Source organism: Pantoea sp. ARC270, from assembly GCF_003236725.1.
In the GTDB taxonomy this organism is placed as follows: Bacteria; Pseudomonadota; Gammaproteobacteria; order Enterobacterales; family Enterobacteriaceae; genus Pantoea; species Pantoea anthophila.
The window spans coordinates 19,353-33,155 of sequence record NZ_PUGA01000021.1 but is presented as its reverse complement, the minus strand read 5'-3'; the positions used below and the strand labels follow the sequence as shown (position 1 = coordinate 33,155).

The 13,803-nt window shown below is 57.6% G+C and carries 10 protein-coding genes; 9 read left to right on the top strand and 1 reads right to left on the bottom strand.

What is annotated here, in order from left to right:
• The first annotated feature begins 60 nt into the window (after positions 1–60).
• The 6 genes from rlmD (at position 61) to queE (ending at position 8,723) form a co-directional block, all read left to right on the top strand.
• A complete protein-coding gene (rlmD, locus tag CKF42_RS11280) occupies positions 61–1,377 on the top strand; it encodes a 23S rRNA (uracil(1939)-C(5))-methyltransferase RlmD (protein WP_111208214.1) in 1,317 nt (438 codons plus the stop codon).
• 29 nt (positions 1,378–1,406) lie between these two features.
• Entirely contained in the window at positions 1,407–3,638 is a 2,232-nt protein-coding gene (gene relA, locus CKF42_RS11275) for a GTP diphosphokinase (protein WP_009086968.1), read from the top strand.
• 156 nt (positions 3,639–3,794) lie between these two features.
• A complete protein-coding gene (gene mazG, locus CKF42_RS11270; RefSeq protein ID WP_009086966.1) occupies positions 3,795–4,580 on the top strand; it encodes a nucleoside triphosphate pyrophosphohydrolase in 786 nt (261 codons plus the stop codon).
• 232 nt (positions 4,581–4,812) lie between these two features.
• Complete coding sequence (gene pyrG / locus CKF42_RS11265; protein ID WP_009086964.1) at positions 4,813–6,450, top strand: glutamine hydrolyzing CTP synthase; 1,638 nt, start codon at positions 4,813–4,815, stop codon at positions 6,448–6,450.
• Positions 6,451–6,526: 76 nt separating this feature from the next.
• Positions 6,527–7,822 carry a phosphopyruvate hydratase gene (gene eno, locus CKF42_RS11260; protein WP_009086962.1) on the top strand — a complete coding sequence of 432 codons (1,296 nt, stop codon included), beginning with the start codon at positions 6,527–6,529 and terminating at the stop codon, positions 7,820–7,822.
• Positions 7,823–8,051: 229 nt separating this feature from the next.
• Positions 8,052–8,723 carry a 7-carboxy-7-deazaguanine synthase QueE gene (gene queE / locus CKF42_RS11255; RefSeq protein ID WP_111208213.1) on the top strand — a complete coding sequence of 224 codons (672 nt, stop codon included), beginning with the start codon at positions 8,052–8,054 and terminating at the stop codon, positions 8,721–8,723.
• Positions 8,724–8,829: 106 nt separating this feature from the next.
• On the opposite strand, the gene queD is transcribed toward queE, so the two are convergent.
• Positions 8,830–9,189 (bottom strand): 6-carboxytetrahydropterin synthase QueD, encoded by a 360-nt coding sequence (gene queD / locus CKF42_RS11250; protein WP_009086958.1) that lies wholly within the window; start codon positions 9,187–9,189, stop codon positions 8,830–8,832.
• Positions 9,190–9,488: 299 nt separating this feature from the next.
• On the opposite strand from queD, the gene cysJ reads away from it, so the two are divergent.
• The 3 genes from cysJ to CKF42_RS11235 are packed head-to-tail and all read left to right on the top strand — an operon-like array spanning position 9,489 to position 13,752.
• The gene (cysJ, locus tag CKF42_RS11245; protein ID WP_009086955.1) at positions 9,489–11,300 is read left to right on the top strand and encodes an NADPH-dependent assimilatory sulfite reductase flavoprotein subunit; all 1,812 of its coding nucleotides are present in this window, start codon (positions 9,489–9,491) and stop codon (positions 11,298–11,300) included.
• Entirely contained in the window at positions 11,300–13,021 is a 1,722-nt protein-coding gene (gene cysI / locus CKF42_RS11240) for an assimilatory sulfite reductase (NADPH) hemoprotein subunit (protein WP_009086953.1), read from the top strand. Before cysJ ends, cysI begins: the two co-directional genes overlap by 1 nt.
• Positions 13,018–13,752, top strand: a complete 735-nt coding sequence (locus CKF42_RS11235) for a phosphoadenylyl-sulfate reductase (RefSeq protein WP_111208212.1) — start codon at positions 13,018–13,020, stop codon at positions 13,750–13,752. The genes cysI and CKF42_RS11235 overlap by 4 nt, the downstream gene beginning before the upstream one ends.
• Positions 13,753–13,803: the final 51 nt, after the last annotated feature.

Sequence of the window (13,803 nt, the reverse complement as noted above, 5' to 3'; positions counted from 1 at the left end):
CCTGCACATCCTGTCGACAGCACCGTGCAGGTCGTTTCGATAAAGAGAACTGATAACACTATGGCGCAATTTTACGTTGCAAAACAGCGCGTGGCGACACAACAGCGGATCACCGTCACCATCGATGAGCTCGATCCGTTCGGGCAGGGCGTGGCGCGTCACAAAGGCAAAACGATTTTTGTCGCCGGTGCCTTGCCGGGTGAGCAGGCGGAGATCACGCTGACAGAGGATAAACGCCAGTTTGCCCGGGGGAAAGTGAAACGGCTGCTCAGCCGCAGTCCGGCGCGCGTCGCACCGCGCTGTCCCCACTTTGATCGCTGCGGTGGCTGCCAGCAGCAGCATGCAGAGGTGGAGCTGCAGCAGCAGAGCAAAGCTCAGGCGCTGAGCCGGATGCTGAGCCAGGCCGCCGCGCAGACGATCGCGGTGGAGGAGGTGATCGCCGGTGAATCCTGGGGCTACCGGCGTCGCGCCCGTCTGGGTCTGCAGTGGCAGAATAAAGCGCAGCGGCTGCAGATGGGGTTCCGCCAGGAGGCGAGCAACGATCTGGTCGATATTCAGCACTGCCCCGTTTTAGTGCCCGAACTTGAGGCATTGTTGGTGCCGCTGCACCACTGCCTGAGTGCACTGCGCGCCGTCAGGCGTCTCGGTCATGTGGAACTGGTGCTGGCGGATAACGGCCCGCTAATGATCCTGCGCCATCTTGATGCGCTGCACCCGGACGACCGTGAAAAACTGGAACAGTTTTCGCATAAGCATCAGCTGATGCTCTTCCTGGATGCGGGTGATGAAGGGTTAACGTCGCTAACGACTCAGATACCTTTTTATCACTCTCACCAGCTTAAGCTAACCTTCAGTCCACAGGACTTTATTCAGGTTAACGATGCGGTGAATCAGCAGATGGTGGCAAAGGCGATAGCCTGGCTCGATCTGCAACCGGAAGACCGGGTTCTGGATCTCTTTTGCGGCATGGGAAACTTCACACTTCCTATAGGAATCTTCGTACAAAATGTGGTTGGTGTGGAGGGGGTTGCAGCATTAGTGCGGCAGGCAGCGTATAATGCTGATTCGAATAATCTTAAAAACGTCAGTTTTTTTCAGCATAATCTGGAAGAGACGGTGTCGCGCCAGCCGTGGGCGGCACAGGGATTTAACAAGGTATTACTCGATCCGGCACGCGCCGGGGCTGCGGGCGTGATGGCACATGTGGTTAAACTTGCGCCAGAACGCGTGGTCTATGTGTCGTGTAATCCAACAACACTCGCCCGCGACAGTCAGGTCTTGCTGTCGGCAGGCTACCAATTGGAAAGGGTCGCGATGCTGGATATGTTCCCTCATACCCGTCATCTCGAATCCATGGTGCTGTTCAGAAAAACATAAGCGATGTATGTCGTTGTGCAGGAGAGGTTATGGTTGCGGTCAGAAGTGCGCATTTAAATACTGAGGGGGAATTTGCCCTCGACCAGTGGATCGCCAGTCTCGGTATCGCCAATCCGCAATCATGTCAACGCGTTGCCGATACCTGGCGCTACTGTGAAGCGCAGACGCAGGACCATCCCGATCAGTCGCTGCTGCTGTGGCGCGGGATCGAGATGGTGGAAATCCTCTCCATGCTCAGCATGGATATCGAAAGCCTCTGTGCGGCGCTGATCTTCCCGCTGGCTAACGATGAAGTGGTGAGTGAGGAGGAGCTGGAAACCGCCGTCGGCAAAGGCATCGTCTCGCTGGTGCACGGCGTGCGCGACATGGACGCCATCCGCCAGCTGAAAGCGATTCACAACGACTCCATGGCCTCTGAACAGGTCGATAACGTCCGCCGTATGCTGCTGGCGATGGTCGAAGATTTCCGCTGCGTGGTGCTGAAGCTGGCCGAACGCATCATGAACCTGCGCGAAATGAAAGATGCGCCGGAAGATGAGCGGGTGCTGGCGGCCAAAGAGAGCACCAACATCTATGCTCCGCTGGCCAATCGTCTCGGCATCGGTCAGCTCAAATGGGAGCTGGAAGATTACTGCTTCCGCTACCTGCATCCCGACGAATACAAGCATATCGCCCGGTTACTGCATGAGCGGCGTATCGACCGCGAGCAGTATATCGACAACTTCGTCAGCAACCTGCGCAAAGAGATGGCCAAAGAGGGCGTGCGCGCCGAGGTCTACGGTCGTCCGAAACATATCTACAGCATCTGGCGTAAGATGCAGAAAAAGTCGCTGGCCTTTGATGAGCTGTTTGATGTGCGGGCGGTGCGCATCGTGGCCGATCGCCTGCAGGATTGCTACGGCGCGCTGGGCACGGTGCATACGCTCTATCGCCATCTGCCCAGCGAGTTTGATGACTACGTCGCCAACCCGAAACCCAACGGCTATCAGTCGATTCATACCGTGGTGTTAGGCCCGCAGGGCAAAACGGTGGAGATTCAGATCCGTACCCGCCAGATGCATGAAGATGCGGAGCTGGGGGTGGCGGCGCACTGGAAATACAAAGAGGGCCCAACCTCGAGCAGCGCGCGTGGCGCTGCCGGCCACGAAGAGCGCATCGCCTGGCTGCGTAAGCTGATCAGCTGGCAGGAGGAGATGGCGGACTCGGGCGAGCTGCTTGAAGAGGTGCGCAGCCAGGTGTTTGATGACCGGGTCTACGTCTTTACCCCGAAAGGGGACGTGGTGGATCTGCCCGCCGGATCGACACCGCTCGACTTTGCCTACCATATTCACAGCGACATCGGTCACCGCTGCATCGGCGCAAAAATCGGCGGCCGCATTGTGCCGTTTACCTATCAGTTGCAGATGGGCGACCAGGTTGAGGTGATTACCCAGAAGCAGCCGAACCCGAGTCGCGACTGGCTCAACCCGAACCTGGGCTACATCACCACCAGCCGCGGACGCTCGAAGATCCACAACTGGTTCCGCAAGCAGGATCGCGACAAGAACATTGCCGCCGGACGGCAGATTCTGGATAACGAGCTGAACCAGTTCGATATCAGCCTGCGCGAGGCGGAAAAACTGCTGCTGCCGCGCTATAACGTGACCTCGCTTGAAGAGCTGCTGGCGGCGATTGGCGGCGGCGATATTCGTCTTAATCAGATGGTGAACTTCCTGCAGGCGAAGCTGAATAAGCCGAGCGCCGAAGAGGAAGATCGTGAGGCGCTGCGCCAGCTGACGCAGAAAGCCTACACTCCGCCGGCGCGCAAAGAGAGCGGGCGCGTGGTCGTGGAAGGGGTGGGCAATCTGATGCACCATATCGCCCGCTGCTGCCAGCCGATCCCGGGCGACGATATTGTCGGTTTCATCACCCAGGGACGCGGCATCTCTATCCACCGCGCCGACTGCGACCAGCTGGCCGAACTGATCTCACACGCCCCGGAACGCATCGTCGATGCGGTGTGGGGCGAAAGCTACTCCAGCGGCTATTCGCTGGTGGTGCGGGTGACGGCCAACGATCGCAGCGGGCTGCTGCGCGACATCACCACCATTCTTGCCAATGAGAAAGTGAATGTGCTGGGCGTGTCCAGCCGCAGCGACACCAAAAAACAGCTCGCCACCATCGACATGGACATCGAGATCTACAACCATCAGGTACTGGGACGTGTCCTGGCGCGCCTGAACCAGGTCTCTGATATCATTGACGCCCGTCGCCTGCACTGATTGTCAGTCAGGCCCTGCGGCAACCGGCAGCGTGCGGTTGCGCGGGCGCAATCTGCACCCCGGGGCGCTGCCGGACGCGCGTTACTGCATCCGTCAGCGCCTGCCATGCGCCTCTCTGTTTCCTGTCATCTGACCATCAATCAAGGATCTACCCGAATGAACGCTATTGAGCGCCTGCTTGGCATTATGAAAACCCTGCGCGATCCCGAGCATGGCTGTCCGTGGGATCGTGAACAGACCTTTGCCACCATCGCGCCCTATACGCTGGAAGAGACCTATGAGGTGCTGGACGCCATCCAGCGCGAAGATTTCAGCGACCTGCGCGGCGAGCTGGGCGACCTGCTGTTTCAGGTGGTCTTTTATGCCCAGATGGCGAGCGAAGCGGATCGCTTCAACTTTGAGGATGTCTGCCACGCCATCAGCGACAAGCTGGAGCGCCGTCATCCGCACATCTTTGGCGAGGCCACAGCGGAAACCAGCACGGAGGTGCTGAAAAACTGGGAAGCGATTAAGAGCGCCGAACGGGCAGAGAAAGCGCAGCATTCGGCGCTGGACGATATCCCCAAAGCACTGCCTGCGCTGATGCGCGCCCATAAAATCCAGAAGCGTTGCCATAATGTCGGCTTCGACTGGACCACCCTGGGGCCGGTGGTGGCGAAAGTGCATGAAGAGATTGATGAGGTCATGCACGAGGCGCAGCAGAGCGTGGTGGACAGCGAAAAACTGGAAGAGGAGATTGGCGATCTGCTGTTTGCCACCGTCAACCTGTCGCGCCATCTGGGCAGCAAAGCAGAAACCGCACTGCAGAAGGCCAACGACAAGTTTGAGCGCCGCTTCCGCGCGGTGGAAGCGATCATTGCCGCGCAGGGACTGAGTATGCCGGGTGCGACGCTGGAACAGATGGAGGCCGCCTGGCAGCAGGTCAAAGCCGGAGAGAAGTGATGATTATTCCAGCGCTGTGCATAAAGTCGCCGTTTGCGCTTACACGATTCAGCGTGCCATCAACTTTGTGACGCACGTCAACATTTCTTTGGCGGCTATCCGCTATGTTAGCCGCAGCAATGCGTTGGAGGATGGCTGTGATTCATCAATTGTGGCTGATAGCGGTTTCCAGTATACTGTTTTCCCGTCCTGGTTATTCCACCGTCTTTAAACCTAAACTCTCAGGTTCAGCATGACAACGAATTATATTTTTGTGACCGGCGGGGTCGTTTCCTCTCTGGGTAAAGGCATTGCCGCAGCCTCCCTCGCAGCCATTCTCGAAGCCCGTGGTCTGAACGTGACCATCATGAAGCTGGACCCGTATATCAACGTGGATCCAGGCACCATGAGCCCGACGCAGCACGGCGAAGTTTTCGTCACTGACGACGGCGCCGAAACTGACCTGGATCTGGGTCACTACGAGCGCTTCATCCGCACCAAAATGACGCGTCGCAACAACTTCACCACGGGTCGTATCTACTCAGATGTCCTGCGCAAAGAGCGCCGGGGCGACTATCTGGGCGCAACCATTCAGGTTATCCCGCACATCACCAACGCCATCAAAGAGCGCATCATTGAAGGCGGCGAAGGTCATGATGTCGTGCTGGTCGAAATCGGCGGCACGGTAGGCGATATCGAATCGCTGCCGTTCCTGGAAGCGATTCGTCAGATGGCCGTCGATGTGGGCCGCGAGCACACCATGTACATGCACCTGACGCTGGTGCCTTATATGGCGGCGGCGGGTGAGGTGAAAACCAAACCGACTCAGCACTCTGTGAAAGAGCTGCTGTCGATCGGTATCCAGCCAGACGTGCTGATTTGCCGTTCTGACCGTGCCGTACCGGCTAACGAACGCGCCAAAATCGCCCTGTTCTGTAACGTCCCTGAAAAAGCGGTTATCTCGCTGAAGGACGTCGATTCCATCTACAAGATTCCTGGCATGCTGAAATCGCAGGGCCTGGATGACTATATCTGCAAGCGCTTCAACCTGAACGCACCGGAAGCCAACCTGGCCGAGTGGGAGCAGGTGATTTACGAAGAAGCCAATCCGGGTGGCGAAGTCACCATCGGTATGGTGGGCAAGTATGTTGAGCTGCCGGATGCCTACAAGTCCGTGATCGAAGCGCTGAAACATGGCGGCCTGAAAAATCGCGTGACCGTGAACATCAAACTGATCGATTCGCAGGATGTGGAATCACGCGGTGTCGAATTGCTGAAAGATCTGGATGCGATTCTGATTCCGGGTGGCTTCGGTTACCGCGGTGTGGAAGGCAAGCTGATGACCGCGCAGTATGCGCGTGAAAACAATGTGCCGTACCTGGGTATCTGCCTGGGCATGCAGGTCGCGCTGATGGAGTTTGCGCGCAATGTCGCCGGGATGCCGGGCGCCAACTCCACCGAATTTGTGCCAGACTGTAAATACCCGGTGGTGGCGTTAATCACCGAATGGCGTGACGAAGAGGGCAACGTCGAAGTCCGCAGCGAGCAGAGCGATCTGGGCGGCACCATGCGTCTGGGCAGCCAGCAGTGTCAGTTAACGCCGGGCAGCCAGGTTCGCCAGCTCTACGGCTCTGACACCATCGTTGAGCGCCATCGCCACCGCTACGAAGTCAACAATATGCTGTTAAAGCAGATTGAAGCAGCCGGTCTGCGCGTGGCGGGTCGCTCTGGTGATGATCAGCTGGTTGAGATCATCGAGATCCCGAACCACCCGTGGTTTGTGGCTTGCCAGTTCCACCCGGAGTTCACCTCGACACCACGCGACGGCCATCCGTTGTTTGCCGGCTTTGTGAAAGCCGCGCATGAGCATCAGAAGCGTTTAGCGAAGTAAATTTCACAAACAGCGCGCGAACTTTTCGCGCGTTGTTTGTCTTAGGATTGACTAACTTGTACTGAGGAAAATCGTAATGTCCAAAATCGTAAAAGTCATCGGTCGCGAAATTATCGACTCACGTGGTAACCCGACTGTTGAAGCTGAAGTGCATCTGGAAGGCGGTTTCGTAGGCCTGGCCGCTGCGCCATCAGGTGCCTCTACCGGTTCACGCGAAGCGCTGGAACTGCGTGACGGTGACAAATCACGTTTCCTGGGCAAAGGCGTAACCAAAGCCGTTGCTGCAGTAAACGGTCCGATTGCTGAAGCGGTAAAAGGCAAAGACGCGAAAGATCAGGCGAACATCGACAAGATCATGATCGACCTGGACGGTACTGAGAACAAATCTAACTTCGGTGCAAACGCCATTCTGGCTGTTTCCCTGGCAGCGGCAAAAGCGGCGGCGGCGTCTAAAGGTCAGCCACTGTATGAGCACATCGCTGAACTGAACGGCACCCCAGGCAAATACTCTATGCCTCTGCCAATGATGAACATCATCAACGGTGGCGAACATGCCGACAACAACGTCGACATCCAGGAGTTCATGATTCAGCCGGTTGGCGCAGCTAACGTGAAAGAAGCCATCCGTATGGGTTCTGAAGTGTTCCACAACCTGGCAAAAGTGCTGAAAAGCAAAGGCATGAGCACCGCTGTCGGTGACGAAGGCGGCTACGCACCAAACCTGGGTTCCAACGCTGAAGCACTGGCTGTTATCGCAGAAGCGGTAAAAGCAGCAGGCTACGAGCTGGGCAAAGACATCACACTGGCGATGGACTGTGCGGCATCTGAGTTCTACAAAGATGGCAAATATGTTCTGGCCGGTGAAGGCGGTAAAGCGTTCACCTCTGAAGAGTTCACCCACTTCCTGGAAGATCTGACTAAACAGTATCCGATCGTCTCTATCGAAGATGGCCTGGACGAATCTGACTGGAACGGCTTCGCTTACCAGACCAAAGTTCTGGGCGACAAAATCCAGCTGGTGGGTGATGACCTGTTCGTAACCAACACCAAAATCCTGAAAGAAGGTATCGAAAAAGGTATCGCTAACTCCATCCTGATCAAATTCAACCAGATCGGTTCTCTGACCGAAACTCTGGCTGCGATCAAAATGGCGAAAGACGCGGGCTACACTGCGGTGATCTCTCACCGTTCAGGTGAAACCGAAGATGCGACCATCGCTGACCTGGCGGTTGGTACTGCAGCAGGCCAGATCAAAACCGGTTCAATGAGCCGCTCTGACCGTGTTGCTAAGTACAACCAGCTGATCCGTATCGAAGAAGCGCTGGGTTCTAAAGCGCCATTCAACGGTCTGAAAGAAGTTAAAGGTCAGTAATGACCCGGTGCTGATGCCACGTTGCGTGGCATCGCATAAACAGAAAGCCCCGCCCTGTGCGGGGCTTTTTGTTTATGCAGTGTACAGTCACGGATGGCAGGGCCCGATCAAGCGGCAATCCTGCCGGCCCGTGCACTTCCCTGCGCGCGGAGAAAAGGCACAACGCGTGGTTGAGCTGCGCGACAAATCTGCCATAATCAGCGCCCCGATTTATCCAGGCGAGTAAAAAATGTTCTACCCGATTAACGAAATGTTCCAGACACTGCAGGGCGAAGGTTACTACACCGGCGTGCCTGCTCTCTTTATCCGCCTGCAGGGATGCCCGGTGGGCTGTAGCTGGTGCGATACCAAACATACCTGGGACAAACGGGCAGATCGGGAAACCTCGCTGGGCGACATTTTGATTAAAACGGTGGAGAGTGATGCCTGGGGCGATGCCGACGCGGCGACCCTGCTTCGCGCCATCGAACAGCAGGGCTGGACGGCGCGGCACGTGGTGATTACCGGCGGTGAACCGGCGATATACGATCTGCGTCCGTTAACCGCTGCGCTGGAGCAGCAGGGTTTTCAGTGCCAGATTGAGACCAGTGGCACTCACGAAATCCACTGCTCTGAACAGACCTGGGTGACGGTGTCGCCGAAGGTGAACATGCGCGGCGGCTACGACGTGCTGCCGCAGGCCCTGAGCCGGGCTGATGAAATCAAACATCCGGTGGCGCGCCAGCGTGATGTCGAGGCACTGGATGAACTACTGGCGGGCATTGAGGACAGCAAACCGCGCATCATCGCGCTTCAGCCCATCAGCCGCAAAGAGGAGGCGACCCGCCTCTGCATTGAGACCTGCATCGCCCGCAACTGGCGTCTGTCGATGCAGACCCACAAATATCTCAATATCGCCTGATTTTCATCGCGGCGGTTTCTGCGCGCGGAGGGGGGCGTGCAGAGCAGGGGATAGCAGAGGCGAAAAAGGGGAGCCGCGTCGGATCGAAGGATTCGATCCGACAGGGTCAGCCGCGGTAAACGCAGCCCGCAGTACAGGTTTCTTTGATCATGACCGCGCTTAACAGCGGCAGTTGCGGCTTCATCTGATCCCAGATCCATTTCGCCAGCACTTCGCTGGTGGGATTTTCCAGGCCGGGAATATCGTTCAGGTAGTAGTGGTCCAGCCGATCGTAGACCGGCTTAAACGCCGCTTTCAGTTCAGCAAAATCCATAACCCAGCCGGTATGCGCATCCACTTCGCCGGTAATCTCCAGACGAACCAGGAACGAATGACCGTGCAGACGGCCACATTTGTGTCCGGCCGGCACATTCGGAAGATGGTGCGCGGCCTCGAACTGGAATTCTTTAAACAGGGTGGTAGACATAGTGGTTCTCAGACATTAAAAAACCGCTGGATTCTACCTGATTACCGCTTTTTTCGCACCCGCTGCGCACGAAGCGTTCTTTTTCTTCACCCCTCTTCCTCTGATGTCCAGCTAATTAACTGATATAGCGCCGCTTTGCTTACCACTTTTGCTGATTAATCCTACCTGAAAAACCATTTAGTCATTTTGGTTATTTGATATGTCGAAGGCGTATTTAATCGTTAATATACAGCCCGGTAACCTACGCACTCTTCCGCCATTTTACGGTCCGGACTTCTGATACTGGAATTTTTAACGCGATGACGACTCAGGCACCTGGTTCAATGCTTCCGCTCTCTCCGGAACAACTCGCCCGCTTACAGGCGGCGACGACAGATTATTCCCCGACTCAACTGGCGTGGCTGTCAGGCTATTTCTGGGGCAGGGTAGAACAGGCACCGGGTAGCGCCGTCGCCAGCAGCACACCGCCTGCGGCGGCCGCTGAAGCACCGGTTATCACACTGCTTTCCGCCTCACAGACCGGCAATGCCCGTCGTCTGGCCGAGCAGCTGCGTGATGACCTGCTGGCCGCGAAGCTGAATGTCAACCTGGTGAACGCCGGTGATTACAAGTTCAAACAGATTGGCCAGGAAAAGATGCTGGTCGTCGTTACCTCGACCCAGGGCGAGGGCGAACCGCCTGAAGAGGCGGTGGCGCTGCATAAGTTCCTGATGTCGAAAAAGGCACCGAAAATGGAGGGGGCCGCCTTTGCCGTGTTTGGCCTGGGCGACACCTCCTATGAATTCTTCAGTCAGGCGGGCAAAGATTTTGACAGCCGTCTGGCCGAGCTGGGCGGCGAGCGCCTGCTTGATCGCGTGGATGCGGATGTCGAGTATGCGGAGCAGGCCACGGCCTGGCGCAGTGCGCTGACAGCGATCCTCAAAGCGCGGGTGCCGACCGAATCGCCGGCGCAGGCGGCCGCGACAGTGGCAGGCAGCGTCAACGAAGTGACCACCAGCCCCTACAGCAAAGAGGCGCCGCTCAGCGCCAGCCTGGCGGTGAATCAGAAAATCACCGGACGCGATTCCGACAAAGATGTGCGCCATATCGAAATCGATCTGGGCGACTCCGGTCTGCGCTACCAGCCCGGCGATGCGCTGGGCGTCTGGTATGAAAACGACGCGGCGCTGGTCAGCGAACTGCTGGAGCTGGTCTGGCTGAAAGGCGATGAACCGGTTGAGGTTCAGGGCAGCACGCTGCCGCTGGCCGAGGCGCTGCAGAAGCATTTCGAACTGACGGTGAACACGGCGCAGATTGTTGCGCAGTACGCTCAGCTGTCGCGTAACGCCGAACTGCTGGCTCTGGTGGATGATAAAGCCAGACTGCAGCACTATGCGCAGCAGTACCCCATCGTCGACATGGTGCGCCTGGCTCCGTCTGAGCTCAGCGCAGAACAGCTGACCGGCCTGCTGCGTCCGCTGACGCCGCGACTCTACTCTATCGCCTCCTCTCAGGCAGAGACCGATACCGAAGTGCATATCACCGTGGGTGCCGTTCGCTTTGATATTGAAGGTCGCCAGCGTGGCGGCGGTGCATCCACCTGGCTGGCCGATCGGATCGAAGAAGAGGGCGAGGTCCGGGTGTTCATCGAACATAACGACAACTTCCGCCTGCCGGCCGATCCGGATGCTCCGGTCATCATGATCGGGCCGGGCACCGGCATCGCTCCCTTCCGCGCCTTTATGCAGCAGCGCGATAACGACGGTGCGGGCGGCAAAAACTGGCTATTCTTTGGCAATCCCCACTTCACCGAGGATTTCCTCTATCAGGTCGAGTGGCAGAAATATGTGAAGGATGGTCTGCTGACCCATATCGACCTCGCCTGGTCACGCGATCAGGCTGAAAAGATTTACGTTCAGGATAAGATCCGCGCGAAAGGTGCTGAAGTGTGGCGCTGGATTCAGGAGGGCGCGCATCTTTATGTCTGTGGCGACGCCAATCGCATGGCAAAAGACGTCGAGCAGGCATTGCTGGATGTGGTGGTCGAACACGGCGGAATGGATCGTGAAACGGCCGACGAATTTTTAAGTGAGCTGCGCATTGAGCGCCGTTATCAGCGAGACGTTTACTAATGAGCGATAAACACCCTGGACCGCTGGTTGTAGAAGGCAAATTAACCGACGCCGAGCGTCTGAAGAAGCAGAGCAACTATCTGCGCGGCACTATTAAAGAAGATCTGGAAGAGGGGCTGACCGGTGGATTTACCGGCGATAACTTCCTGCTGATCCGTTTCCACGGCATGTACCAGCAGGACGATCGCGACATCCGCGCCGAGCGTGCTGAGCAGAAGCTGGAGCCGCGCCACGCCATGATGCTGCGCTGCCGTCTGCCGGGCGGGATCATTACGCCGACCCAGTGGCTGGCTATCGACAGATTTGCCACCGACAAAACCCTTTATGGCAGCATCCGTCTGACTAACCGTCAGACCTTCCAGTTTCACGGCATTCTGAAAAAGAACGTGAAGCCGACGCATCAGATGCTGCACGAAGTGGGGCTGGACGCGCTGGCGACCGCCAACGACGTCAACCGTAACGTGCTCTGCACCTCGAACCCGGTTGAGTCGGAACTGCATCAGGAAGCGTATGAGTGGGCGAAGAAGCTCTCTGAGCATCTGCTGCCGCGCACCCGTGCCTATGCCGAGATCTGGTGGGATAAGGAAAAGATCGCGACCACCGATGAAGAGCCGATCCTCGGTGAAACCTATCTGCCGCGTAAGTTCAAAACGACGGTGGTGATCCCGCCGCACAACGACGTGGATCTGCACGCCAACGATCTGAACTTCGTGGCGATCGCTGAAAATGGCAAGCTGGTGGGCTTTAACCTGCTGGTGGGCGGTGGCCTGTCGATCGAGCACGGCAACAAAGCGACCTACGCACGCACCGCCAGCGAGTTTGGCTACTTCCCGGTGGATAAGATCCTCGACGTGGCTGAAGCGGTCGTCACCACCCAGCGCGACTGGGGTAACCGTACCGACCGTAAAAACGCCAAAACCAAGTACACCCTGGAGCGCGTGGGCGTCGAGACCTTTAAGGCGGAAGTGGAAAAACGTGCCGGCGTGACCTTTGAGCCGATCCGCCCGTATGAATTCACCACCCGTGGCGATCGCATTGGCTGGATTAAAGGCATCGACAATAAATGGCACCTGACGCTGTTTATCGAGAATGGTCGCCTGCTCGACTATCCAGGCCGTCCGCTGAAGAGCGGCATTGCCGAAATTGCGAAAGTCCATCAGGGCGATTTCCGCCTGACCGCCAACCAGAACCTGATTGTGGCGGGCGTGCCGGAGAGCGAGAAAGCGAAGATTGAAGCGATTGCCCGTGAACATGGTCTGATGGATCACGTCACGCCGCAGCGCGAAAACTCGATGGCCTGCGTGGCCTTCCCGACCTGTCCGCTGGCGATGGCGGAAGCAGAACGCTTCCTGCCTGCCTTCGTGACCAAAGTCGAGGGCATCATGCATGCGCACGGCGTCGGTGATGAGCACATAGTGTTACGCGTTACCGGTTGTCCGAACGGTTGTGGTCGTGCCATGCTGGCAGAGCTGGGTCTGGTGGGTAAAGCGCCAGGCCGCTATAACCTGCATCTGGGCGGAAACCGCACCGGAACGCGTATTCCCCGCATGTACCGTGAGAACATTAACGAAAGCGAAATTCTCGCCACCATTGATGAGCTGGTGGGACGCTGGGCCACCGAGCGCCAGGCCGCAGAAGGCTTTGGTGACTTCACCATCCGCGCGGGCATTGTCGCGCCGGTGCTGGACCCGGCACGCGACTTTTGGGAGGAGGCAAAATGAGTCATCCTGACCTCGCAACACTGAATGAGATGTCCAAAGTCCAGCGTGCAATGGCGCTGGCGGCGACCAATGCGCAGCTGGAGAAGGCGTCAGCAGAAGAGCGGGTCAGCTGGGCGCTGGAGCATCTGCCGGGCGCCTATGTGCTCTCCTCCAGCTTCGGTATTCAGGCCGCGGTGTCGCTGCACCTGGTGACGCGTCAGCAGCCCGATATTCCGGTGATCCTGACCGACACCGGCTATCTCTTCCCGGAGACTTACCGTTTTATTGATGAGCTGGCTGACCAGCTCAATCTCAACCTCAAAGTGTTCCGCGCCGAAACCTCCCCGGCCTGGCAGGAAGCGCGCTACGGCAAACTGTGGGAGCAGGGCGTCGAGGGGATTGAGAAGTACAACGAGATCAACAAAGTCGAACCGATGAACCGCGCGCTGGAAACCCTGGGCGCGCAGACCTGGTTTGCCGGTTTGCGCCGCGATCAGTCGGGCAGCCGGGCGAATCTGCCGGTGCTGGGCGTGCAGCGCGGCGTCTTTAAGGTGCTGCCGATTATCGACTGGGATAACCGGAAGATTCATCAGTATCTGGAACAGCACAAGCTGAAATACCATCCGCTGTGGGATGAGGGCTATCTCTCGGTGGGCGATACCCACACCACCCGCAAGTGGGAACCGGGTATGGCAGAAGAAGAGACCCGCTTCTTCGGTCTCAAGCGTGAGTGCGGCCTGCACGAAGGCTGAATCCTGCGCCTCTTTTCTCCCCCCTGGCTGGGGGGAGAGAAGGGCGTCACT

Coding starts and splice junctions, on each gene's coding strand:
- rlmD (WP_111208214.1), top strand. CDS start 61: ATGGCGCAATTTTACGTTGCAAAACAGCGCGTGGCGACACAACAGCGG.
- relA (WP_009086968.1), top strand. CDS start 1,407: ATGGTTGCGGTCAGAAGTGCGCATTTAAATACTGAGGGGGAATTTGCC.
- mazG (WP_009086966.1), top strand. CDS start 3,795: ATGAACGCTATTGAGCGCCTGCTTGGCATTATGAAAACCCTGCGCGAT.
- pyrG (WP_009086964.1), top strand. CDS start 4,813: ATGACAACGAATTATATTTTTGTGACCGGCGGGGTCGTTTCCTCTCTG.
- eno (WP_009086962.1), top strand. CDS start 6,527: ATGTCCAAAATCGTAAAAGTCATCGGTCGCGAAATTATCGACTCACGT.
- queE (WP_111208213.1), top strand. CDS start 8,052: ATGTTCTACCCGATTAACGAAATGTTCCAGACACTGCAGGGCGAAGGT.
- queD (WP_009086958.1), bottom strand. CDS start 9,189: ATGTCTACCACCCTGTTTAAAGAATTCCAGTTCGAGGCCGCGCACCAT.
- cysJ (WP_009086955.1), top strand. CDS start 9,489: ATGACGACTCAGGCACCTGGTTCAATGCTTCCGCTCTCTCCGGAACAA.
- cysI (WP_009086953.1), top strand. CDS start 11,300: ATGAGCGATAAACACCCTGGACCGCTGGTTGTAGAAGGCAAATTAACC.
- CKF42_RS11235 (WP_111208212.1), top strand. CDS start 13,018: ATGAGTCATCCTGACCTCGCAACACTGAATGAGATGTCCAAAGTCCAG.